At 67.3% G+C, this 22048-nt stretch carries 20 protein-coding genes; 6 read left to right on the top strand and 14 right to left on the bottom strand.

Annotation, left to right across the window (positions count from 1 at the left end; genetic code table 11):
• Window positions 1-28 precede the first annotated feature (28 nt).
• The 12 genes from RN02_RS20445 to RN02_RS20395 all read right to left on the bottom strand — a co-directional run bounded on the left by RN02_RS20445 (window position 29) and on the right by RN02_RS20395 (window position 10368).
• Window positions 29-1327: an MFS transporter gene (locus RN02_RS20445; protein WP_043316313.1), complete on the bottom strand. Its 1299-nt coding sequence runs from the start codon at window positions 1325-1327 to the stop codon at window positions 29-31.
• A 305-nt stretch (window positions 1328-1632) separates the two neighbouring features.
• Window positions 1633-1902 (bottom strand): hypothetical protein, encoded by a 270-nt coding sequence (locus tag RN02_RS20440; RefSeq protein ID WP_009619271.1) that lies wholly within the window; start codon window positions 1900-1902, stop codon window positions 1633-1635.
• A gap of 167 nt (window positions 1903-2069) precedes the next feature.
• Window positions 2070-2984 (bottom strand): polyphosphate kinase 2, encoded by a 915-nt coding sequence (gene ppk2, locus RN02_RS20435; protein ID WP_043316280.1) that lies wholly within the window; start codon window positions 2982-2984, stop codon window positions 2070-2072.
• A gap of 264 nt (window positions 2985-3248) precedes the next feature.
• On the bottom strand, window positions 3249-3701 hold the full coding sequence (locus RN02_RS20430; RefSeq protein WP_043316278.1) for a PaaI family thioesterase: 453 nt from the start codon (window positions 3699-3701) through the stop codon (window positions 3249-3251).
• A gap of 81 nt (window positions 3702-3782) precedes the next feature.
• Window positions 3783-4184, bottom strand: coding sequence for a hypothetical protein (locus tag RN02_RS20425; RefSeq protein ID WP_225617133.1), 402 nt, complete (start codon window positions 4182-4184; stop codon window positions 3783-3785).
• A 136-nt stretch (window positions 4185-4320) separates the two neighbouring features.
• Window positions 4321-4791, bottom strand: coding sequence for a hypothetical protein (locus RN02_RS31710; RefSeq protein ID WP_052267773.1), 471 nt, complete (start codon window positions 4789-4791; stop codon window positions 4321-4323).
• 275 nt (window positions 4792-5066) lie between these two features.
• Entirely contained in the window at window positions 5067-5852 is a 786-nt protein-coding gene (gene pstB, locus RN02_RS20415) for a phosphate ABC transporter ATP-binding protein PstB (protein ID WP_009619262.1), read from the bottom strand.
• Window positions 5852-6724 (bottom strand): phosphate ABC transporter permease PstA, encoded by an 873-nt coding sequence (gene pstA / locus RN02_RS20410; protein WP_043316274.1) that lies wholly within the window; start codon window positions 6722-6724, stop codon window positions 5852-5854. The genes pstB and pstA overlap by 1 nt, the downstream gene beginning before the upstream one ends.
• Window position 6725: 1 nt before the next feature.
• Window positions 6726-7691, bottom strand: coding sequence for a phosphate ABC transporter permease subunit PstC (pstC, locus tag RN02_RS20405; protein WP_371263856.1), 966 nt, complete (start codon window positions 7689-7691; stop codon window positions 6726-6728).
• 96 nt (window positions 7692-7787) lie between these two features.
• Window positions 7788-8804: a phosphate ABC transporter substrate-binding protein PstS gene (gene pstS / locus RN02_RS20400; protein WP_009619259.1), complete on the bottom strand. Its 1017-nt coding sequence runs from the start codon at window positions 8802-8804 to the stop codon at window positions 7788-7790.
• 221 nt (window positions 8805-9025) lie between these two features.
• Window positions 9026-9181 carry a hypothetical protein gene (locus RN02_RS33975; protein ID WP_009619258.1) on the bottom strand — a complete coding sequence of 52 codons (156 nt, stop codon included), beginning with the start codon at window positions 9179-9181 and terminating at the stop codon, window positions 9026-9028.
• 62 nt (window positions 9182-9243) lie between these two features.
• Window positions 9244-10368, bottom strand: a complete 1125-nt coding sequence (locus RN02_RS20395) for a M14 family metallopeptidase (protein WP_043316272.1) — start codon at window positions 10366-10368, stop codon at window positions 9244-9246.
• A 353-nt stretch (window positions 10369-10721) separates the two neighbouring features.
• On the opposite strand from RN02_RS20395, the gene RN02_RS20390 reads away from it, so the two are divergent.
• The 4 genes from RN02_RS20390 to RN02_RS20375 all read left to right on the top strand — a co-directional run bounded on the left by RN02_RS20390 (window position 10722) and on the right by RN02_RS20375 (window position 14078).
• Complete coding sequence (locus RN02_RS20390) at window positions 10722-10994, top strand: hypothetical protein (RefSeq protein ID WP_009619255.1); 273 nt, start codon at window positions 10722-10724, stop codon at window positions 10992-10994.
• A gap of 624 nt (window positions 10995-11618) precedes the next feature.
• Complete coding sequence (locus RN02_RS20385; RefSeq protein WP_043316270.1) at window positions 11619-12629, top strand: GlxA family transcriptional regulator; 1011 nt, start codon at window positions 11619-11621, stop codon at window positions 12627-12629.
• 23 nt (window positions 12630-12652) lie between these two features.
• Window positions 12653-12895 (top strand): DUF1272 domain-containing protein, encoded by a 243-nt coding sequence (locus RN02_RS20380; protein ID WP_043316268.1) that lies wholly within the window; start codon window positions 12653-12655, stop codon window positions 12893-12895.
• Between the two features lie 13 nt (window positions 12896-12908).
• On the top strand, window positions 12909-14078 hold the full coding sequence (locus tag RN02_RS20375) for an MFS transporter (protein WP_152623789.1): 1170 nt from the start codon (window positions 12909-12911) through the stop codon (window positions 14076-14078).
• A 300-nt stretch (window positions 14079-14378) separates the two neighbouring features.
• Here RN02_RS20375 and nfuA read toward each other — a convergent pair whose 3' ends face one another.
• Together nfuA and RN02_RS20365 are read right to left on the bottom strand one after the other, a co-directional pair.
• A complete protein-coding gene (nfuA, locus tag RN02_RS20370; protein WP_043316265.1) occupies window positions 14379-14963 on the bottom strand; it encodes a Fe-S biogenesis protein NfuA in 585 nt (194 codons plus the stop codon).
• Between the two features lie 118 nt (window positions 14964-15081).
• Window positions 15082-17370: a fatty acid cis/trans isomerase gene (locus tag RN02_RS20365; protein WP_043316263.1), complete on the bottom strand. Its 2289-nt coding sequence runs from the start codon at window positions 17368-17370 to the stop codon at window positions 15082-15084.
• 175 nt (window positions 17371-17545) lie between these two features.
• Between RN02_RS20365 and metH the strand changes: the two genes are divergently transcribed.
• Window positions 17546-21238 (top strand): methionine synthase, encoded by a 3693-nt coding sequence (gene metH, locus RN02_RS20360; RefSeq protein ID WP_043316261.1) that lies wholly within the window; start codon window positions 17546-17548, stop codon window positions 21236-21238.
• 21 nt (window positions 21239-21259) lie between these two features.
• Window positions 21260-21610 (top strand): 50S ribosome-binding protein YggL, encoded by a 351-nt coding sequence (locus RN02_RS20355; protein ID WP_043316259.1) that lies wholly within the window; start codon window positions 21260-21262, stop codon window positions 21608-21610.
• Window positions 21611-22048: the final 438 nt, after the last annotated feature.

Genomic DNA, 22048 nt, shown 5'->3' with positions numbered 1-22048 from the left:
GCCGGGCCGCGAGCGGCCCGGTGGTGGCTCAGCGGGCTTGCAGGGCGGTGGCGGGTGCGGCGCCTGCCCTCCCCTGCGGGAGGCTGTGCCAGAACGGCACCAGCAACAGGCAGGCGGTCAGCGCGGCGCAGGTGAAGAGGATGAACACCGAGAAGGTGTCGAAGTAACCGGGCAGCAGGCCGCCGAGGATCGCCCCCACCGAACCGCAGCCGTTGACGAAGCCAGTGGCGGTGCCGGCGGCCTGGCGGGTGCCGAAGTCGATGGCGGCGGCGCCGCTGATCATCGAGTCGGGACCGTAGAGGGTGACGCCCATCAGGAACAGCAGCCCCACCACTAGGTACAGGTTGCCGCTGAGCAGCACCGGGGTGAACAGTGCCAGGCACGCCGCCAGCGCCAGCAGGCTGAGCACGCAGGCGGGCATGCGCCGGGCGCCGAACAGCCGGTCCGAGGCCAGGCCGATGAGGATGGGCCCGAGCAGGCCGGCGACCTCGAAGGCGGTGGGGACGACGGCGGCGGCGACCTTGCCGATCTCCGGCATGCGCTCGTAGATGATCACCGGGCCCCAGAACAGGATGGCGTAGCGCGCCGGCTTGAGCAGAAAGTAGGCCAGCCCCAGGATCAGCACGGTGCGGTTGCGCAGCACCTGGCGCAACGCGTCCCACAGGCCGGTGGTGGCTTGCGCCTGCGCTTCCTGTTCGTCGTCCGCTGGCGGCAGGCCGACGTCTTCCGGGCGGTTGCGTTGCAGCAGCAGGAACAGGCAGCCCACGGCCAGCACCACGCCGGCGGAGGCGCTGAAGGCCACCTGCCAGTCGTCGCTGAGCTGGTAGGCGCACCAGCCGACGAAGGGCGTGGCCACCAGGCCGCCGAAGGCGTAGCAGGTGCTCCAGTAGCCCATGGCGCGGCCGCGCTCTGCGGTGGAGAAGAAGCCGCCCATGTTCTTGCACAGCCCCGACCAGCCGGTGGACTGCGCCAGGCCCTGGACGACCATGCAGGTGGCGAAGATCGGCACGGTGGCGAAGGTGCCCATGGCCAGCGCCGCCAGGGCCGAGACGAACAGCCCGCCGCCCACCACCACGCGTGGGCCGAAGCGGTCGGCGAAGCTGCCCCAGACGAACTGGCCCACGGCGTAGGCGGCGAGGTAGAGGGCGTCCAGGTCGGCCATGGCCGCCTTGTCGAGGGCGAAGCCGGGGTCTTCGCCGATGCCGAGCTTGGCTACGGAGAAGGCCTTGCGAGTGAAGTAGAAGGCGGCGTAGGCCAGCCAGGTGATGGCGAAGATCTGGATGCGCCAGCGCTGCCGGGCCGTCCAGCCGCCGCTTCGAATCTGCATGGTGGTGGTCCCCCATTGGTTGTTCTTGTCGTGGGTGCGACCGGTGCCCGGCAAGGCCTGGTCCGGCGCGTGGGGGCGATCTTAGGGGTGACGCGCCGCGCAGAACTTGACCGCCGGCTCACGCGGTGAACCCCTGGGGTCAAGTCCCACAACGCTCGGCGCAATTGCGGAAATCAGCTACGGCAAGGGCGAGGCAGAACTGTCGGAAATCCGCCCGTCTCCGGCAAGAGTGTGGCCTGGGCAGGTGACGGGCGGGGCTTTGGCGGCAGGCCGGGATTCAGAGGGCGTTTGCCTGGCGTTGGCGCTCAGGTGCCCAGGTAGCGCTCCGGCCAGCGCAGCTCCCAGGCCTCCAGTTCGGTGCCGCTGGGTGGGCGGCAGCCGGCGCGCAACGGCGCCACGGCCGCCGGCGGGCTGGGCAGGTCGCAGTGGATGGCGGGGTTGGCGCTGGCGTAGCGACGCGCGGCCTCGGCGCAGGCTGAGGCTTCGTCTTCACTGGCGCATACGATGAAGAACGTCCCCAGGAAGACCTTCCATGCGGGCGGATCACCATCGGTCTGTTCGATCCGGATGTCCATGGGCCCAAGCATAGCCACACATTTATTACGGGAAGGCGCAGGTCGTCGCCTGGGTGGGGGGCCGCTGGTCGGGGTGGTAATGCCAGGTTCGATGCCGAGTGGACGGTGGCCGAGGTCAAACGGCGGATAACGCCAGAGGCGTTATGCGCCCTACGCCAGGCCTGGGCTCAATACCGCTCCGGCACCAGCATTTCCGCCGGTGTGGGGATGCGCACGTAGTCGGCGTGGCGCTGGCGCGCCGGCAGTTCGATGGGCTTGTGCGCCACTTCTTCGTAGGGCACCTGGCCGAGCAGGTGGTGGATGCAGTTCAGCCGCGCGCGCCTCTTGTCATCCGCCTGCACCACCCACCAGGGCGCCTCGGCGATGTGGGTGCGTTCGAGCATGGTTTCCTTGGCCTTGGTGTAGGCCTCCCAGCGGCGCCGCGATTCCAGGTCCATGGGGCTGAGCTTCCACTGCTTGAGCGGGTCGTGGATGCGGCTGAGGAAGCGCAGGTGCTGCTCCTCGTCGGTGATCGAGAACCAGTACTTGACCAGTTGGATGCCCGAACGCGCCAGCATGCGTTCGAACTCCGGCACGCTGCGGAAGAATTCCTCGTACTGCTCGTCGTTGCAGAAGCCCATCACCCGTTCGACGCCGGCGCGGTTGTACCAGCTGCGGTCGAACAGCACGATCTCCCCCGCCGCCGGCAGGTGCGAGACGTAGCGCTGGAAGTACCACTGGGTGCGCTCGCGGTCGTTCGGCGCCGGCAGCGCGGCGACACGGCATACGCGCGGGTTGAGGCGCTGGGTGATGCGCTTGATCACCCCGCCCTTGCCCGCCGCGTCGCGGCCTTCGAAGAGCACCACCAGCTTGTGCCCGGTCTTGACCACCCAGTTCTGCAACTTCACCAGTTCGCCCTGCAGGCGGAACAGTTCGCCGAAGTAGCGCTGGCGCAGCAGGTGCTGTTCGAAGTTTTCCAGGGTGTCGGCGCGCAGGCCGTCGAGGTCGTAGAGCTCCTGCCAGTCGAGCTCGAGTTCCTCGTCGCGGTCGTCGAGCGCCTCCTGGCGGATGCGCTGGGGCAGGGTCTTGTCGTTGAGCAGCATGGGTCAGCACTCGCAAGGTCGGTATGGGCCGTCACTGGCTCCGTCACTCAGGCGTGACATTTTCATGACAGAAAAATGTAGTTACGACTGATGACAGAATCATGACAGAAGCGCCTTTCGCCTCACGAAAACCTGCGGGCCAGAGGGGTTGGGGATGGCAGGAGGCCATGGGGAGGGATCGTGGACGGAGTCCGCTCCTACGGGGGAACACTGCGATTTCCCAGCTGCGGGCAGAGCCCGCTCAGTCATTCCGGGGGTGCGGGCTCAGGCGTCGATCACCGGGCGCTGTTTGTTCTGGTACTTGAAGGTGCCGCTGGCGGTGGCCACGGTTTCGCCCGCGGCGTTGCGGACTTCGGCTTCACAGAAGGCGATGGAGCGGGTGCGGTGGCGGACCTGGCCGAAGGCTTCGAGCACTTCGCCGACATCGCCGCCGGGGCGCAGGAAGCTGGTCTTCATTTCGACGGTCACGCAGCCGCGGCCTTCCTCGTCGACATGGCTGCAGGCCAGGGCCATGGCCACGTCGAGCAGGCTCATGAGCACGCCGCCGTGGGCGTTGCGCCAGCCGTTGAGGTGTTCGCGCTCCACGCGCAGCACCAGGTGGCCGTCGTGCTCGCCGGCGCCGGCCGGCTGGTAGCGGAACTTCAGGTGGTCGAGAAAGGGAATCTCGATGCCACGGTATTCGGTGTAGGACTGCAGGTGCGAAGGGTCGAAGCTCATGGGCCATCCGGTGGAAGTTGACGGGCAGGATCATTTCAACGCATCGGCCAGCCCCGGCGTATCACTCCTTGGGATGAATCTTCAACGGCGCCCCTTGCGGCTGCGCTCGCCGTCGCGCTGCAATTCCACCGCCTGGACGAACAACTCGTCCACCATCAGCGTCTGGATGGGTTCCTCGCACAGCAGCGACAGGCTCATGGATTCGATGGCCTGGTTGTATTCCAGGCGCGCGATGCCGCACAGCAGGATGCGCTGGTTGAAGCCGACGCGGCCGCGGTCGATCAGTTGCTCGCGGACGGTCTCGCCGTCCTGGTAGCTGACTTTCAGCGTCACCTGGGCGTCGCCGGCGGTGGCCAGGTGCAGCCACACCGCGACGTTGAAGTCGGCGCGCCAGCCGCGCCCGACCTTCTTCGCTACGGCCTGCTGGATCAGGTGCCGGGGAACGTGGCTGATGAGTCTGCTGTGGGATTGCATGGAAGACATGTGCACAAACGTGGGTTCACTGCGGAAGACCGCAGTCTAGGCAAGGGAGTTCAGCGATGCAGCCAGCATCGGGTAGCGTCCCGTATCGGTTCCGATACAAGGCTTGAGGCCGGCGCGAGGGCCGGCCGGGGCGGGGTCAGCCGAGGAGGTCGAGGCTGGGCTGGGTTCGTTCGACGCCATACATCTGCTTCAGGGCCACCGGAGTGGCAGTGGGTGCGACCGGCTGGCTGCCGGAGTCGGCCTGCTGCGTGATCTTTTCCCTGATGCGCTGGGCTATTTCGTTCTCGATGCGCTCGCGGTCCTCGGCGGGCATGGCGTCGAGCTGTTCCTGGGTGATGTCCATGTCCTGCATGACGCTGTGCCGCAGCTTTTCGCCGGGGCTGAGCTTCATGTAGGCGAGGAATTCGTCCAGGGGGCCGCCGCCACTCTGCGCGGCGCCGCCGGAGGATGCTACCGCGCCGGAGGGCGCCTCGCTCGTACCGCTCGTCGTCGCGCTCGCGCTGCTGGCGTTGGCCAGGTAGCTGGCGAACTCGCTGGCGCCGGCGACCACGCCGCGCACCAGCTTGCTCGCCAGGCCGATGCCGCTCAGGCCGTCGATGATGTTCATGGGCAGGTCTCCCGTGCCGAAGAAGGGAAGCTTGTATCGGGCAAGAAACACGCCAGGATGCCGGCCGGCGGTCATGACGGCGCCGCCCTCCCCTGTAGGAGCGCGCTTGCTAGCGAACGGGCGTTCCCGGTTGCAGCGTTGCCGTGCGGTTCGCGAGCAAGCTCGCTGCTACGAAAGACAAACGCCTGCCAGGCTGCGGCAAGGCTTTGCCGGCGCCGCAATGAAAACGCCCGCCGCGGCTTGCACCGTGGCGGGCGTCGGGGGAGCGCTGGGGCTCAGCCGAAGCGACCGGTGATGTAGTCCTCGGTCTGCTCCTTGGCCGGCTTGGTGAACAGGGTGTCGGTGTCGCCAAACTCGATCAGGTCGCCCAGGAACATGAAGGCGGTGTAGTCCGAGCAACGCGCCGCCTGCTGCATGTTGTGGGTGACGATGACCACGGTGAACTCCTGCTTGAGCTCGGTGATCAGCTGCTCGATGCGCCCGGTGGAGATCGGGTCCAGCGCCGAGGTCGGCTCGTCGAGCAGCAGCACCTGGGGCTTGAGTGCGATGGTGCGGGCGATGCACAGGCGCTGCTGCTGGCCGCCGGAAAGGCCCTGGGCGCTGGCGTTCAGCTTGTCTTTCACCTCGTCCCACAGGGCCGCGCCGCGCAGGGCCTGCTCGACGCGGTCGTCCATCTCGCGGCGGCTGACCTTTTCGTGGTGGCGCACCGCGTAGGCGATGTTCTCGTAGATGGTCATCGGGAACGGCACCGGCTTCTGGAACACCATGCCCACCTGGCTGCGCAGGCGGTTCATGGAGTAGCCGGGGGCCAGGATGTTCTCGCCGTTGAGCAGCACCTCGCCGCGGGCTTCCTGCTTCGGGTACAGGGAGTAGATGCGGTTGAAGATGCGCAGCAGGGTCGACTTGCCGCAGCCGGACGGGCCGATGATGGCGGTGATGCACTTCTCCGGGATGTCCATGTTGATGGACTTGAGCGAACGGTGCTCGCCGTAGAAGAACTCCAGGTCGCGAACGCGGATCTTGGTGCGTTCGGCGGCGATGGCGGTGGTCATGGCAGTCATCAGGATGCCCTATTGCGCAGAAGGATGAGACGGGAGGTGAGGCTGAGCAGCAGTACGAACAGGGTCAGCACCAGGGCGCCGGCCCAGGCCAGGGCGTTCCAGTCGCTGAAGGGGCTCATGGCGTACTGGAAGACCACGACGGGCACGCTGGCCATGGGCTTGAGCAGGTCGCTGCTCCAGAACTGGTTGCCGAAGGCGGTGAACAGCAGCGGCGCGGTTTCGCCGGTGATGCGCGCCAGGGCCAGGAGGATGCCGGTGATCACCCCGGCGCGGGCGGCGCGCAGGACGATCTGCAGGGTCAGCTTCCATTGCGGCACGCCCAGGGCCAGCGCGGCTTCGCGCATGGTGGTCGGCTGCAGCTGGAGCATTTCGTCGGTGGTCCGCACCACCACCGGGATCACCAGCAGGGCCAGGGCCAGGGCGCCGGCGATGGCGGAGAAGCCCACGCGGTGGTCGGTGAGGTAGTTCAGCGGCAGGATCACGCTGGTGTAGACGAACAGGCCCAGGACGATGGACGGCGCCGACAGCAGGATGTCGTTGATGAAGCGCACCACGGTGCCCATGCGGGTGTGGCGGGCGTATTCGGCCAGCCAGATGCCCGCCATCAGGCCGATGGGGGTGCCGATCAGCAGCGCCAGCGCGCTCATCAGCACGCTGCCGTAGAAGGCGTTGGCCAGGCCGCCCTCGGCCCCCGGCGGCGGCGTCATCTTGGTGAACAGGTTGAGGTTCAGCGCCTCGATGCCGTGGCTGATGGTGGTCAGCAGAATCCACGCCAGCCACATCAGGCCGAACAGGGTGGCGCCGCAGCTGAGCAGCATGGCGGCGCGGTTCTTGAACGCGCGGGTGCGGTACAGGCTTTCGTTGCCGGCCATGTCACTTGCCCTCCTTCTGGGCCAGGCGCAGCAGCATCAGGCGAGCGGCGGCGAGAACGATGAAGGTGACCACGAAGAGCAGGAAGCCCAGGGCAATCAGCGAGGAGCGGTGCAGGTCGGTGTAGGCCTCGTTGAACTCGTTGGCGATCACCGAGGCGATGGAGCTGCTGGGCATCAGCAGCGAGGCGGAGAAGTGCTGCGAGTTGCCCAGCACGAAGGTCACCGCCATGGTCTCGCCCAGGGCGCGGCCCAGGCCGAGGAAGATGCCGCCGACCACCGCCGAGCGGGTGTAGGGCAGGACGATATCCCAGACCACTTCCCAAGTGGTGTTGCCCAAGGCATAGGCCGACTCCTTCAGGGTGGTCGGCACGCTGTTGAACACTTCGTTCATCACCGAGGTGATGAAGGGGATGATCATGATCGCCAGGACGATGCCGGCGCTGAGCATGCCGATGCCCAGCGGCGGGCCCTGGAACAGGCCGCCGATCAGCGGCAGCGCGCCCAGGTAGTCGTTCAGCCAGGGGGCGATGTGCTGGGCCATGAACGGGCCGAAGACGAACAGGCCCCACATGCCGTAGATGATCGAGGGGATCCCGGCCAGCAGCTCGACGGCCGCGGCCACCGGCATGCGCAGCCACGGCGGCGCCAGCTCGGTGAGGAAGATGGCGATGCCGAAGCTGACCGGTACGGCGATCAGCAGCGCCAGGAAGGAGGTGACCAGGGTCCCGTAGATCGGTACCAGGGCGCCGAATTTGTTGTTCACCGCATCCCATTCGGTGCTGGTGAGGAAGTCCAGGCCGAAGTGCGAGAAGGCCAGGCTGCCGCCCCACAGGGTGGAGCCGGCGACGCCGGCGAGCAGCAACAGCACCAGCAGCGCGGAGCCGAACATGGCGTTGCGGAACCAGCGGTCGTGGCGCTGGTCGCGCTGGGCGCGGTCTTCGGCTTCGGCGGCCTTCAGGTTGGGCATGGCAAGGGACGGTGAGGATTCGGTAGACATCGGTTCATCCAAGCAAGCGAACCGCCGCACGGGGCTTCCGGGCGGCGGTCCTGGTCATTCACCCGATCAGCGGGCGAAGTCCGACTTCCAGTAGCCTTCGATGCGCTTGACCAGGGACTCCGGCAGCGCCACGTAGTCCAGGGCGGCGGCCTGCTGCTGGCCGTTCTCCAGGGACCACTTGAAGAAGTGGAAGGCGGCCTGGGCCTGTTCCGCGTTCTTCGGTTGCTTGTACATGATGATCCAGGTGGTGGCGGTGATCGGCCACGCGGTGTCGCCCGGGGCGTTGGTCATCAGCAGGTTGAAGTCCTTGGCGTTGGCCCAGTCGGCGGTGTCGGCGGCAGCCTGGAAGCTCTTGGTGTTGGGCTGCACGAACTTGCCGGCGGCGTTCTTCAGCGAGGCGTAAGCCATCTTGTTCTGCAGGGCGTAGGCGTACTCGACGTAGCCGATGGAGTTCTTGATCTGCTTGACGTAGGCGGAGACGCCTTCGTTGCCCTTGCCGCCCATGCCGACCGGCCAGGGTACGGTGGTGCCGAAGCCGATCTTGTCCTTCCACTCCGGGCTGACCTTGGACAGGTAGTTGGTGAAGTTGTAGGAAGTGCCCGAACCGTCGGAACGGCGGACCACGGTGATCTTGGTGGCCGGCAGCTTCAGTTCGGGGTTCAGCGCGGCGATGGCCGGGTCGTTCCAGTCGGTGATGCTGCCGAGGAAGATCTTGGCCAGGGTTTCACCGTCCAGGTGCAGCTTGCCCGGCTCGACGCCGTCCAGGTTGACCACCGGCACGATGCCGCCGATCACGCTGGGGAACTGGCCCAGGCCGGCCGCTTTCAGGTCGTCGGCCGACAGCGGGGCGTCGGAGGCGCCGAAGTCGACGGTGGCGGCCTTGATCTGGGCGATGCCGCCGCCGGAGCCGATGGACTGGTAGTTGATGCGATTGCTGGAAGACTTGCTGTATTCCTGGGACCACTTCGACAGCACCGGGTAAACGAAGCTGGAGCCGGCGCCGGTGACATCAGTGGCATGGGCCAGGCCGGTCAGGGCCATGGAAGCCAGCAGGACGGACAAGCGGGTTTTGCTGAGCAGCATCACGTCAATACCTCAATATGGGAGGAAGTCCGGGAAGTCCCCGGTTGGTTAGAAGACGTGATGATTTAATGCCGTGAATATGTACGCTTTATGACAGCGAGATTAATAATCCGCGTACTGGCAACTTAATGGCAGCGCGGGTGTCCGCCCTCCCCGGCCACGGCTGCCAGGGCAGGCGCCCTATACGCACCCGGCCGGCGGCCGGGTGCGCGGCGCGCCGGTCAGGCCGGCGCTGCGGCCAGGCGCGGGCGATGGTCGCCCGTGCGGTTCTTGCGGACTTCGCGGCGTTCGCGGAAGTCCAGTTCCTCCATGGCCTCCATGCGTTCCTGCAGGTCCTCGATCTCCTGGGGGGTCAACAGCTTGCGCGTCCTGTACATGGACACCTCCGCATGCAAGTTCCTCACTGCTTTAGACTGGCACGCGGCGGCGAAGATTCCAGTCAGCGCAGTTCTTCCACCAGGCTCGACAGCGTCGAGAGCACCGCGCCGGCCAAGCGCTTGGCGCGCGCGCCGCTCCAGCCGGCGCGGGCGTCGGGGGCCAGGTCGTGGTCCTTGAACGGCATCTCCAGGGTCAGCGCCAGGCACTGGTAGGTTTCGCCGACGTGGTTGCAGGCCAGCGTCATGTTGGCCTTGCCCGGCGCGCTGCGCGGGTAGCCATGCAGGCTCTGGAACTCGCCGCGCTCCTCCAGGCGCTTGCGGAACTCCGTTTCGAGGTAGGCCTGGCGCTCGCTGTAGCCGGGGTTGCCTTCGCAGCCGGCGGCGAACACGTAGGGGATTTCCTCGTCGCCGTGGATGTCGAGGAACAGGTCGACGCCCTGCTGGCGCATGTGCGCCTGGACGAACAGCACTTCCGGGCTGCTCTCGGCGCTGGGCGAGGCCCAGGCGCGGTTGAGGTCGGTGCCGGCGGCGTTGGTGCGCAGGTGGCCGCGGAAGGCGCCGTCGGGGTTCATGTTCGGCACCAGGTACAGCTCGGCGTGCTGCAGCAGGTAGTCGAGTTCCGCATCCTTCTGCTGCAGGCGCTCGATCAGACCCTCCATGAACCATTCGGCCATGTGCTCGCCGGGGTGCTGCTGGGCGATCAGCCACAGCTTGCGCGTGGCCTGCGGGTTGCGGCGGATGCGCAGCAGCGGGATGTCGCGGCCCTCGATGCTGCGCCCGGTGGCCACCAGTTCGGCGCCGGCCTGCTCGATGGCCTGGCGCACCAGCGCGGCGTGGCGCTCGCGGCTGTAGGGCTCGAAGTAGGCGAACCAGGCCCGGGGCTGCTCGGCGTCGAGGCTGAAGCGCAGGGACTGGCCGTCGTAGCTGCTGTCCACGCGGAACCAGTCGCGCTGGTCGTAGGAGGCCACCGCGCGGTAGCCCGGCCAGCCGCCGGTGTAGCTGGAGTGCCCGGCGTTGGTCAGGTCGAAGGTGTAGCGCCGGCCCGGGGTCAGGCCGTCGGCGCAGAAGTGGAACCACTGGAAGTGCGGGCTGTTCAGGTCCGGGCGCAGGGCCAGGCGCACGTCCTGCGGGTCGCTGGCATCCAGCACCTGGATGTTGCCGCTGTCGAAGTCGCAGCGAATCTCCATGAAACCTCCTCAGGCAAAAGCGGATGCAAAGCCCCTATCTTGCGGCGCCCTGCCCCGGCTGTCACGAATTGGCCGTGGAAAAGCCGGCCCAAGGGCACGCAGCCCCTGCGACGCAACGGCGCACCCCGCAAGTTCCATGAAAGCCGCGTGGCAGAGCCATTTACCGGCGGTTTCCCGGAAGATTGCCGGCAATTTTCCGGTTTCCAATGCGACAACCTTGTGCACAAAAGCGACAGGCGTTGTGACTTTTTGCGCGGCTCGCGGTGTCAATGGGCTGTACAGATCGGACGGATCAGTGAAGCGCCGTCCCCTTAACAGAGCAATGGATGACCTGCGCAGAGAGTGTAACCACCATGAACGCGACCCTTCGTTTCAACGAGGCTCTGCTGATCACCGGACGAGCCTTCCAACCCTTCCACTGCGTCACCTGGATCGACCAGTCCGGCGGCGACGGCAGCCTCGACCTGTCCGTCCTCGACCGCACCGGCACCCGCCTGCTGGGCCTGACGCGCATCCCCTGCACCGAATACTCCGACCCGGCGCGCCTGGCCGACCTGCTGACCCAGGCCCGCGAAGAGCTGAACCGCGAAGGCTATGACCTGCAGGAATGGCATATGCCGGAGTGAGGCCCAGGGCCTTGCGGCCCGGAGCTGAAAAGCGCCGTTTTCCTCGGGGAGGGAAACGGCGTTTTTTATTTCCGGCAGGGCGTTTTCGGGAGCGGAGGCTGTTGTAGGAGCGAGCTTGCTCGCGAACAGAGTTTCCCGGTTATTTCGGAGCCCGGCTGAACTCCGTCCCCTCTCCCCAACCCTCTCCCTGAAGGGAGAGGGGGCTGTCCTCTGCAGGTTGTGGGTTCGGCGTAGTCCTGTGGCTGCAGTTGGCTGATGGGACTGTCAGGAGAATGCTGAATTTCCAGCTAGCTCCAAACGGCTCCCTCTCCCTGAAGGGATAGAGGGCTGTCTTCTGCAGGTAGTGGGTTCGGCGTGATCCTGTGGCTTCAGCTGGCTGATAGGACTGCCAGGAGAATGCCGAACTTCCGGCTCGCTCCAAACGGCCCCCTCTCCCTCTGGGAGAGGGCTGGGGTGAGGGAGCGGAGTCAATCCAAGACACCTGCATCCCAGGAAAGGCTGTTCGCGAGCAAGCTCGCTCCTACGAAAAGCCACCGAGCGATTGGCAAGATCCGTGGGATCCATGTCATTGCCGCCACTCCCCACCCGGCGCACACTCCCGGCAAACCCCGGGAGCCGCCCGCCATGCCCGCAATCCGCCGCATCGCCAGCCTGATCTACCCCGACGTGATGAGCCTGGACGTCACCGGCCCGCTGCAGGTGTTCGCCTCGGCCAACGTCGAGCGCCAGCGCCAGGGCCTACCGGCGCCCTACGAACTGCTGGTGCTGGGCGAAAACGAAGGCCCCGTGGCCACCTCCGCCGGCCTACGCATCTGCGCCGACGCCGCCTGGGCCGATACCGACGCCGCCAGCCTCGACACCCTGCTGGTCCCCGGCGGCCTGGGCGTGGAGGCGCAGTGCGCCAACCCCGCGCTGCTGGCATGGCTAAGCGCCGCCGAAAGCCAGGTCCGGCGCCTCGGCTCGGTGTGCTCCGGCGCCCTGCTGCTGGCCGCCGCCGGGGTACTCGACGGGCGCAGCGCCACCACCCACTGGGCCGACGTCGACACCCTGCGCGAATGCCACCCCGCAGTCCACGTGCAGGGCGACCGCCTGCACACCTACGACCCCAGCCGCCGCGACGGCGACGACCACGTGTTCACCTCCGCCGGGGTCACCGCCGGCATCGACCTGGCCCTGGCGCTGGTGGAGGCCGACCTCGGCCGCCCGCTAGCCCTGGCCGTGGCCCGGCGCCTGGTGATGTTCCTCAGGCGCCCCGGCGGCCAGGCGCAGTTCAGCACCTGGCTGACCCCGGAACCGGTGCGCGCGCCGCGCCTGGCCGCGTTGCTGGAGTGGATTCCGGCCAACCTCGGCGCCGACCTGTCGCTGGAAGCCCTGGCCGAGCAGGCCTGCATGAGCCCGCGCACCCTGTCGCGGGTGTTCATCAATGAGCTGGGCGTGGCGCCCGGCCGCTACGTGGAGAAGGTGCGCCTGGAGGCCGCCCGCGCCCTGCTGCAGGACGCCCGGGCGTCGATCGCCACCGTGGCGCGGCTGTGCGGCTTCGGCCATCCGGAGAACCTGCGGCGCACCTTCCACAAGCACCTGGCGGTGAGCCCCCAGGAATACGCCGAACGCTTCGGCCAGCTCACCGACGCCTGATCCCCAGCCAGAAGGACCTCGCCATGCTCGAACTGCGCCCCAACTGCGAATGTTGCGACCGCGACCTGCCGGCCGATAGCACGGACGCGCGCATCTGCACCTTCGAATGCACCTTCTGCCACGACTGCGCCGAAAGCGTGCTCGGCGGCCAGTGCCCGAACTGCGGCGGCGAACTGCTGCAACGGCCACGGCGCCCGAGCGAGGCGCTGCTGCGCCACCCGGCCTCGACGCAGCGGGTGCTCAAGCCCGGCGGCTGCCGGAACTGAGGGCGCGGACATGCTGCTACTGCGCAACGGCGCGCCGCGCCTGCTGTTCCTCGGCCAGGCGCTGTACTGGTCGTGCTCGCTGATCGGCATCACCCTGACCTCGCTGATCGGCGCGCAACTGGCGCCGCTCAACGGCCTGGCCACCCTGCCCCTGGCCCTGCTGGTGCTGGGCAACCTGCTGGCGGTGCAGCCGCTGTCGCTGTTCATGCAGCGCCATGGCCGCCGCCCCGGGCTGATGCTCGGCGCCGCCGGCGGCGTGCTCGGCGGGCTGACCTGCGCCCTGGGCGTGCAACTGGGCTCGTTCTGGCTGCTGTGCCTGGGCGCACTGCCCATCGGTGGCTACCAGGCCTCGGCGATGTACTACCGCTTCGCCGCCCTGGAGGCGGTGGGCGAGGCCGAGAAGGGCCGCGCCAGCGCCTACGTGATCGGCGGCGGCGTGCTGGCCGCCCTGCTCGCCCCGAGCCTGGCGCTGTGGGCCCGCGAGGCGCTGCCCACGCCCTTTGTCGGCGCCTACCTGGCCATCGCCGCGTTGGCGCTCGTCGGCCTGCTGCTGATGGCGCGCCTGCGCGAAGGCGCCGCGCCACGCCCGCCGCACGGCGGCATCGCAGCCATGCGCGCCCTGCTCGGCCGACCGCTGGTGCGCGCGGCCATGGCCTGCACCGCCGCCGGCCACGGGCTGATGATCCTGATCATGAACGCCACGCCGCTGGCCATGCAGTTCTGCGGGCTGTCCCTGGAAAGCTCGGCGAGCGTGATCCAGTGGCACATCCTCGGCATGTTCCTCCCGGCCTTCGTCGCCGGCCCGCTGGTGGACCGCCTGGGCAGCCGCCGCGTGGCCCTGCTCGGCATCGCCCTGCTGGCGGCCAGCGCAGCCGTGGCCCTGGCCGGCCTGGACCATGGCCACTTCCTGGCCAGCTCGCTGCTGCTGGGCATGGGCTGGAACCTGCTGCTGGTGGCCGGCACCACCCTGCTCGGCGAAGGCCACGGCGCGGACGAGCGCGGCCAGGCGCAGGGGTTGATGGAGCAAGGCAACAGCCTGATGGCGGCGCTGATGTCGTTCAGCTCCGGCGCGCTGATCACCAGCCTGGGCTGGAGCGCGGTGAACCTGCTGGTGTGGCCGGTATTGCTGCTGGCCCTGGCGTTGCTCTGGCCAGCGCGCCGGCGGCAGCCGGCCAGCGCCTGAGCCACGGTATTCCTCCCCCGTAGGAGCGGACCTTGTCCGCGATAGCCGGCCATCCCGGCGCGATTCGCGGACAAGGTCCGCTCCTACGCTGCCCCACCCGCGCCATTCCATGTAGGAGCGCGCCCTGCGCGCGAATCGCGGGCAGGGCCCGCTCCTACAGGTCGCCGGGGGGCACGGTATTCCTTCCCCCGTAGGAGCGGATCTTGTCCGCGATGGCCGGCCATCCCGGCGCGATTCGCGGAACCACGCGCACAAAAAAGCCGCCCCGAAGGGCGGCTGTTTTGCCGAAACACCCACCACTCAGTAGTAGGCGTTTTCCTTGTTGCTGTGGTCGGTGACGTCGCGCACGCCCTTCAGTTCCGGGATGCGTTCGATCAGGGTCTTCTCGACGCCGTCCTTGAGGGTCATGTCGACCATGCCGCAGCCTTGGCAGCCGCCGCCGAAGCGCAGCACGGCGATGTTGTCCTCGACCACCTCGACCAGGCTGACCTGGCCGCCGTGGCTGGCCAGGCCGGGGTTGATCTCGGTCTGCAGGTAGTAGTTGATGCGTTCGGTGATCGGGCTGTCTTCGTTGACCATCGGCACCTTGGCGTTCGGCGCCTTGATGGTCAGCTGGCCGCCCATGCGGTCGGTGGCGTAGTCGACGACGGCGTCTTCCAGGAAGGGCTCGCTGATGCCATCGACCCAGGCGGTGAAGTCCTTCAGGCCGATCGGGGTGTCTTCCGGCTTCTGCTCGCCCGGCTTGCAGTAGGCGATGCAGGTTTCCGCGTACTGGGTGCCCGGCTGGGTGATGAAGATGCGAATGCCGATCCCGGGGGTGTCCTGCTTGACCAGCAGTTCGGCCAGGTAATCCTGGGCAGCTTCGGTAATGGTGATGGCGCTCATGGCAACTCCTCGCAAACGTGGGGGCAGTTTACGCCATTCGTAGCTGCCGGATAAAGCCCTACCAATTTAGTAGGAATAATTCGCAGTTGGCCGGATGCCCCTCCCTCAGGGTCAGTCGTCAGAGGTTCTCGTAGCGATTCATGTCGAGGATGCCCGCCTCCACCGGCTCGGTCTCGCGCAGGTAGGCGTCGAGGTCGTGGAAGTAGCGCCAGAACTGCGGGTTGCTGCGGCGGATGCCCCAGCGCTCCACCACCTTGTCGAAACTCTCCTGGCTCTGCACCTGCTCCAGCGCCGAGACGAAGTCGCCGGCCTCCTCCGCCTTGAGGTCGAACATGAAGTTCGGGTAGCTGGAGAGCACGCCCGGGTAGATGGTCAGGGTGTCCAGCCCCGGCTGGTAGCGCAGCGACTCGCCGAGCATGAAGGCGACGTTGCTGTGCGCGCGGTTGCGCAGCGCCGTGTAGATCTCGCGTTTTCCGCCGGGCAGTTCGACGCGCAGGATGGTCGCCTCGGGGAACTGCTCGATCACCTTCAGCCCCGCCGCCGGGCGGCTGACCAGGCGGCTGAAGGCCTGCTCGGCGTCCTGCAGCGGGCGCGGGACGTTGCGCCGGTAGCAGCCGCCGTCCTGGCACAGGTTGATCGGGTCGGGCCGCGCATCGAGGCTGGCGTAGCGGCTCAGCAACTGCACGGCGAAGGCGTTCTTGGCGCCCTTCTCCGGCAGGTCCAGGCCGCTGGGCGCGTCGTTGTCGAGGTTCTGGTAGTCCAGCCACATCTTCAGTCGGCCGCTGTTCTGGTACCAGTCGTCGAGCAGGTGCTTGCGCGCGGCCACCGGCATCAGGCGCAGGAAGTTCTGCTCGGCGCCATTGCGGATCAGGTCGAAGTACAGCCGCGTCTGCGCCTGGTGCGAGACGTTGCCGTAGACGTCGAAGTTGACCACCAGCTGGTAGTAGGTGCGCTCCAGCAGCGGGTAGTCCATCCACCACAGCGTCTGCGGGACGCCGCCGATCAGGCCCTTGCGCACCGAGGCGCTGTCGTACTGGCGGAAGATCGACAGCAGCGCGTTGTCGTTGCCGTGCCAGATATCCGCCCAGGTCGGCGCCGCGGCCTCTTCGTAGGCGTCCAGGCGCAGCGCCTCGTATTCGTTGCGCTTGTCGCGGTAGCTGGTCCATTGCTGGAGCATCTGGCCCATGTCGTCGATCTGCCCGGGCAGGCCCAGCAGCGGCGTGGCCTTGGCCCGGTACGCCGGGTCGGTGACGTAGAGGTCGTGGGCCGGGTCCTGGAAGATCGCCCAGAAGTTGTCGCGGATCACGTCGGTGGCGATCTGCCCGCGGCACACCGGGCCGCGGATGAAGGTGCGGACGAAGTACTCGGCGTTGTCCAGCATGAACTGGTAGCGCGCCCGCGCCGGGATGGCGGCGAAGGTCTCGAAGGGGTTGGCGCGGTGCTGCAGGCCGTAGCCGGGCACCTCGTCGGCCGCCCAGGCACCGGCGAAGAACAGCTCGCGGGTATGCGCCAGCTTGGCCGGGCTCAGCGGGTAGGTGATGTGCGTCTTGTGCACGATCACGCCCTGGATCGGCCACAGGCGGTAGTAGAAGGCCGCGCCGGGGTCGTCGTTGGGCCGCCGCGTGGCGATGGGGTCGATGGGCTGGCCGCTGGGCGTGCGCGAGCGCACCAACTGGAAGAAGTGCCCCGGCGCGCCCTGCTCTTCGAAGTACAGGTGGGCGAGGAACAGGTGCTCGTAGAGCCAGCGCGAAACCAGGCTCTCGCGGGCGCCGGGCTGGTTCAGGAAGCGCTCCCACTCGGCGATCTGCCGCGCCTCGCCGGCGCCGGGCTGCCAGGCCTGCTCGTCCACCGGCGCGCCCTCGGCCAGCCATTGCTTCAGGGTGGCGTACTGCTGGGCGCTGAGGCCGGTGACGGCGAAGGGCATGCCGCTGCGCGGGTTCTTCTGCACGAACTCGTCGATGCTGTCCGGCGTCGGGCACTGGTTGCTGCGGTTGATCGACAGGTCCAGGCCTTCGGGGATCTTCGCGTTGGGCACCAGCGGGTGGGCCTGGCCCAAGTCGAGCATGCGCTGCATCAGCGCCGCCTGGCCGCCGCGGGCGTCCAGCACCGACCAGAAGTCCTTGCGCCGCCAGGCGTCGGCGCCGTGTGCATCGAGGAACAAGCGCGTGGTTTCCTGGGCCTTGGTGCGGGTGCCGTCGTACACCGGCAGCTTGTTGGCGCCGCGCTGGGCACCCTCGGCGGCGCTCAGGTTGAGCTGGCACGGCGAGTCGTAGCAGGCGTGGCAGGCCACGCACTTGTCGGTGAAGATCGGCTGTATGTCCTTGCTGTAGGAAATGCCGGCTGCCTGAGCAACGGCTGAAAGCAGCATGAACGCAATGGTCAACGCAAAGGATGCGCGCAAGGACATCGGGGACTCCATACCTCGTGAATAGGCGGATTCTAGCGGCTCCGCGGGCTTTTGCGGCCAACCGATGGCCGGTACAACATGAACTGCGCTCATGTAAAAGCACGGTCGACTCAAATCCCCTGCAGGTTTGCTATCATCAGCGACCCTTTGCCACAGCCGTTTCCAGGTAGTTCCCATGTCCGATCGTGCCGCCCGCCAGCAAGCCCTGCAGAAAGCCCTGAAGGAGCGCATCCTGATCCTCGACGGCGGTATGGGCACCATGATCCAGAGCTACAAGCTGCAGGAAGAGGACTACCGCGGCGAGCGCTTCGCAGACTGGCCGAGCGACGTGAAGGGCAACAACGACCTGCTGCTGCTCAGCCGCCCGGACGTCATCCAGGCCATCGAGAAGGCCTACCTGGACGCCGGCGCCGACATCCTCGAGACCAACACCTTCAACGCCACCCAGGTGTCCCAGTCCGACTACGGTATGGAAGAACTGGTCTACGAGCTGAACGTCGAGGGCGCGCGCCTGGCCCGCGAAGTGGCCGACGCCAAGACCGCCGAGACCCCCGACCGGCCGCGCTTCGTCGCCGGCGTGCTGGGCCCGACCAGCCGCACCTGCTCGATCTCCCCGGACGTCAACGACCCGGGCTTTCGCAACGTCACCTTCGACGAGCTGGTGGCGAACTACAGCGAGGCCACCCGCGGCCTGATCGAGGGCGGCGCCGACCTGATCCTGATCGAGACCATCTTCGACACCCTCAACGCCAAGGCGGCGATCTTCGCCGTGCAGGGCGTCTACGACGAGCTCGGCTTCGAGCTGCCGATCATGATCTCCGGCACCATCACCGACGCCTCCGGGCGCACCCTGTCGGGGCAGACCACCGAGGCCTTCTGGAACTCGGTGCGCCACGCCAGGCCGATTTCCGTCGGCCTGAACTGCGCCCTCGGCGCCAAGGACCTGCGCCCCTACCTGGAGGAGCTGGCGACCAAGGCCGACACCCACGTTTCCGCGCACCCCAACGCCGGCCTGCCGAACGCCTTCGGCGAGTACGACGAGACCCCGGCGCAGATGGCCGAGGTGGTCGAGGAGTTCGCCGCGTCCGGCTTCCTCAACATCATCGGCGGCTGCTGCGGCACTACCCCGGCGCACATCCAGGCCATCGCCGAGGCGGTGGCCAAGTACCCGCCGCGGGCGATCCCGGAAATCCCCAGGGCCTGCCGCCTGTCGGGCCTTGAGCCGTTCACCATCGACCGCAGCTCGCTGTTCGTGAACGTCGGCGAGCGCACCAACATCACCGGTTCGGCGAAGTTCGCCCGGCTGATCCGCGAGGAGAACTACGCCGAGGCCCTGGAAGTGGCCCAGCAGCAGGTGGAAGCCGGCGCCCAGGTGATCGACATCAACATGGACGAGGGCATGCTCGACTCCAAGGCGGCGATGGTGAAGTTCCTCAACCTCATCGCCGGCGAGCCGGACATCTCCCGCGTGCCGATCATGATCGACTCCTCCAAGTGGGAGGTGATCGAAGCGGGCCTCAAGTGCATCCAGGGCAAGGGCATCGTCAACTCCATCTCCATGAAGGAAGGCGTCGAGCAGTTCAAGCACCACGCCCGCCTGTGCAGGCGCTACGGCGCCGCGGTGGTGGTGATGGCCTTCGACGAGGCCGGCCAGGCCGACACCCAGGCGCGCAAGGAAGAAATCTGCCAGCGCTCCTACGACATCCTGGTCAACGAAGTGGGCTTCCCGCCGGAAGACATCATCTTCGACCCGAACATCTTCGCGGTGGCCACCGGCATCGAGGAGCACAACAACTACGCGGTCGACTTCATCAACGCCTGCGCCTACATCCGCGACAACCTGCCCTACGCGCTCTCCTCGGGCGGGGTGTCCAACGTGTCCTTCTCGTTCCGCGGCAACAACCCGGTGCGCGAGGCCATCCACTCGGTGTTCCTCTACTACGCCATCAAGAACGGCCTGACCATGGGCATCGTCAACGCCGGCCAGCTGGAGATCTACGACGAGATCCCGAAGGAGCTGCGCGACAAGGTCGAGGACGTGGTGCTCAACCGCAACCCGGACGCCACCGAGGCGCTGCTGGCCATCGCCGACGACTACAAGGGCGGCGGCGCGGCCAAGGAAGTGGAAGACGAGGAATGGCGCAGCCATAGCGTCGAGAAGCGCCTGGAGCACGCCCTGGTCAAGGGCATCACCACCTACATCGTCGAAGACACCGAGGAATGCCGGCAGAAGTGCGCGCGGCCCATCGAGGTCATCGAAGGCCCGCTGATGAGCGGCATGAACGTGGTCGGCGACCTGTTCGGCGCCGGCAAGATGTTCCTCCCGCAGGTGGTCAAGTCGGCCCGGGTGATGAAGCAGGCGGTGGCCCACCTGATCCCCTTCATCGAGGCGGAGAAAGGCGACAAGCCCGAGGCCAAGGGCAAGATCCTCATGGCCACGGTGAAGGGCGACGTGCACGACATCGGCAAGAACATCGTCGGCGTGGTGCTGGGCTGCAACGGCTACGACATCGTCGACCTCGGCGTGATGGTGCCGGCGGAGAAGATCCTGCAGACCGCCATCGCCGAGAAGTGCGACATCATCGGCCTGTCCGGGCTGATCACGCCGTCGCTGGACGAGATGGTCCACGTCGCCAAGGAAATGCAGCGGCAGAACTTCAGCCTGCCGCTGATGATCGGCGGCGCCACCACCTCCAAGGCGCACACGGCGGTGAAGATCGACCCGCAGTACAGCAACGACGCGGTGGTTTATGTCACCGACGCCTCGCGCGCGGTGGGCGTGGCCACCACCCTGCTGTCGAAGGAAATGAAGCCCGACTACGCGCGCAAGCTGCGCGAGGAGTACGCCGAGGTCCGCGAGCGCACCGCCAACCGCAGCGCCCGCACCGAGCGCCTGAGCTACGCGGCGGCCATCGCCGCCAAGCCGCAGTTCGACTGGGCCGGATACCAGCCGCCGGTGCCCACCTTCACCGGCGTGAAGGTGCTGGAGGACATCGACCTGAACGTGCTGGCCGAGTACATCGACTGGACGCCCTTCTTCGTCTCCTGGAACCTGGCCGGCAAGTACCCGCGCATCCTCAGCGACGAAGTGGTCGGCGAAGCCGCCACCAGCCTGTTCAACGACGCCCAGGACATCCTGCGCAAGCTGATCGACGGCAAGCTGATCAAGGCCCGCGCCGTGTTCGGCTTCTGGCCGGCCAACCAGGTCAACCACGACGACCTGGAGGTGTACGCCGAGGACGGCCACAAGCTGGCCACCCTGCACCACCTGCGCCAGCAGACCATCAAGCCCGACGGCAAGCCGAACTTCAGCCTGGCCGACTTCGTCGCACCCAAAGACAGCGGTATCAAGGACTACGTCGGCGGCTTCATCACCACCGCCGGCATCGGCGCCGAGGAAGTGGCCAAGGCCTACGAGGCCCAGGGCGACGACTACAACGCGATCATGGTCAAGGCCCTGGCCGACCGCCTCGCCGAAGCCTGCGCCGAATGGCTGCACGAGCGCGTGCGCAAGGAATACTGGGGCTACCAGCCCGAAGAACACCTGGACAACGACGCGCTGATCCGCGAGCAGTACGTCGGCATCCGCCCGGCCCCCGGCTACCCGGCCTGCCCGGACCACACCGAGAAGGGCACCCTGTTCCAGTTGCTGGACCCCAAGGGCCTCTCCGGCGTCACCCTCACCGAACACTACGCCATGTTCCCGGCGGCCGCGGTCAGCGGCTGGTACTTCGCGCATCCGCAGGCGCAGTACTTCGCCGTGGGCAAGGTCGACAAGGACCAGATCGACGCCTACAGCGCCCGCAAGGGCCAGGACGTGGCGGTCAGCGAACGCTGGCTGTCGCCGAACCTGGGCTACGACGCCTGATCCACCTTCCAGGAGCGAAAGATGAAATACCTCACCCCCGAACAGATGGAAAAACCGCGCAAGCGCCGCCTGCGCAAGAAACTGCGCCTGGCCGAGTTCAAGGAACTGGGCTTCAGCCTGGAAGTGAACTACAGCGGTGACCTGGACGAAGTGCTGGACCAGTGGATCGCCTTCGTCGAATCCCAGGGCTGGCTGTTCGTCGGCGGCGCCACCGAGGACGGCGAGTTCACCGGCTACCTGTGCCTGAACGCCGTCGGCAGCCTCGACGAAGCCGACCGCGAAACCGTCCGCCAGTGGCTGCAGAGCCAGGCCTGGTGCACCTCCTCCGAGCTCGGCGAGCTGAGCGACTGCTGGCACGGGCTGCTCGACTGACGGAGCCCTACACATCCGGGCAATCGTGGACGGATGGAGGCCCTCGTAGGATGGGTTGAGCGAAGCGATACCCATCACCGTGACCGCATGGGTTTCGCAGGCTCAACCCATCCTACGAAAAGCACCTCGGCGCCCCTGCCCCGCGGACCTTGTCCGCGATAACCGGAACCTCCGGCGCGATTCGCGGATGAGATCCGCTCCTACGCTGCCCCACCCATACCATTCCCTGTAGGAGCGCGCCCTGCGCGCGAATCGCGGGCAGGGCCCGCCCAATCCACCGGGAGGCATGGCGTTTCCCCGGAGCGGACCTTGTCCGCGATGGCCGGAACCTCCGGCGCGATTCGCGGATGAGATCCGCTTGTATGGCGTTAGGGTAGGAACCTGTCGGGGGTGGAGGGACAAGACCCGCTTCTGCAAGCCAGACGGTAGGAGACTTCC

It is taken from the genome of Pseudomonas sp. PI1, from assembly GCF_000812405.1.
GTDB lineage: Bacteria > Pseudomonadota > Gammaproteobacteria > Pseudomonadales > Pseudomonadaceae > Pseudomonas > Pseudomonas citronellolis.
The sequence above is the reverse complement of the archived record's forward strand: the minus strand, read 5'-3'. Positions and strand labels throughout refer to the sequence as shown.

Coding starts and splice junctions, on each gene's coding strand:
- pstB (WP_009619262.1), bottom strand. CDS start 5,852: ATGACTGCCATGACCACCGCCATCGCCGCCGAACGCACCAAGATCCGC.
- RN02_RS31710 (WP_052267773.1), bottom strand. CDS start 4,791: ATGAACATCATCGACGGCCTGAGCGGCATCGGCCTGGCGAGCAAGCTG.
- RN02_RS20380 (WP_043316268.1), top strand. CDS start 12,653: ATGCTCGAACTGCGCCCCAACTGCGAATGTTGCGACCGCGACCTGCCG.
- ppk2 (WP_043316280.1), bottom strand. CDS start 2,984: ATGCTGCTCAACGACAAGACCCTGCCCCAGCGCATCCGCCAGGAGGCG.
- RN02_RS20385 (WP_043316270.1), top strand. CDS start 11,619: ATGCCCGCAATCCGCCGCATCGCCAGCCTGATCTACCCCGACGTGATG.
- RN02_RS33975 (WP_009619258.1), bottom strand. CDS start 9,181: ATGTACAGGACGCGCAAGCTGTTGACCCCCCAGGAGATCGAGGACCTG.
- RN02_RS20430 (WP_043316278.1), bottom strand. CDS start 3,701: ATGAGCTTCGACCCTTCGCACCTGCAGTCCTACACCGAATACCGTGGC.
- pstC (WP_371263856.1), bottom strand. CDS start 7,691: ATGCCCAACCTGAAGGCCGCCGAAGCCGAAGACCGCGCCCAGCGCGAC.
- RN02_RS20395 (WP_043316272.1), bottom strand. CDS start 10,368: ATGGAGATTCGCTGCGACTTCGACAGCGGCAACATCCAGGTGCTGGAT.
- RN02_RS20440 (WP_009619271.1), bottom strand. CDS start 1,902: ATGGACATCCGGATCGAACAGACCGATGGTGATCCGCCCGCATGGAAG.
- metH (WP_043316261.1), top strand. CDS start 17,546: ATGTCCGATCGTGCCGCCCGCCAGCAAGCCCTGCAGAAAGCCCTGAAG.
- nfuA (WP_043316265.1), bottom strand. CDS start 14,963: ATGAGCGCCATCACCATTACCGAAGCTGCCCAGGATTACCTGGCCGAA.
- RN02_RS20355 (WP_043316259.1), top strand. CDS start 21,260: ATGAAATACCTCACCCCCGAACAGATGGAAAAACCGCGCAAGCGCCGC.
- RN02_RS20390 (WP_009619255.1), top strand. CDS start 10,722: ATGAACGCGACCCTTCGTTTCAACGAGGCTCTGCTGATCACCGGACGA.
- RN02_RS20365 (WP_043316263.1), bottom strand. CDS start 17,370: ATGTCCTTGCGCGCATCCTTTGCGTTGACCATTGCGTTCATGCTGCTT.
- RN02_RS20425 (WP_225617133.1), bottom strand. CDS start 4,184: ATGTCTTCCATGCAATCCCACAGCAGACTCATCAGCCACGTTCCCCGG.
- RN02_RS20445 (WP_043316313.1), bottom strand. CDS start 1,327: ATGCAGATTCGAAGCGGCGGCTGGACGGCCCGGCAGCGCTGGCGCATC.
- pstA (WP_043316274.1), bottom strand. CDS start 6,724: ATGGCCGGCAACGAAAGCCTGTACCGCACCCGCGCGTTCAAGAACCGC.
- pstS (WP_009619259.1), bottom strand. CDS start 8,804: ATGCTGCTCAGCAAAACCCGCTTGTCCGTCCTGCTGGCTTCCATGGCC.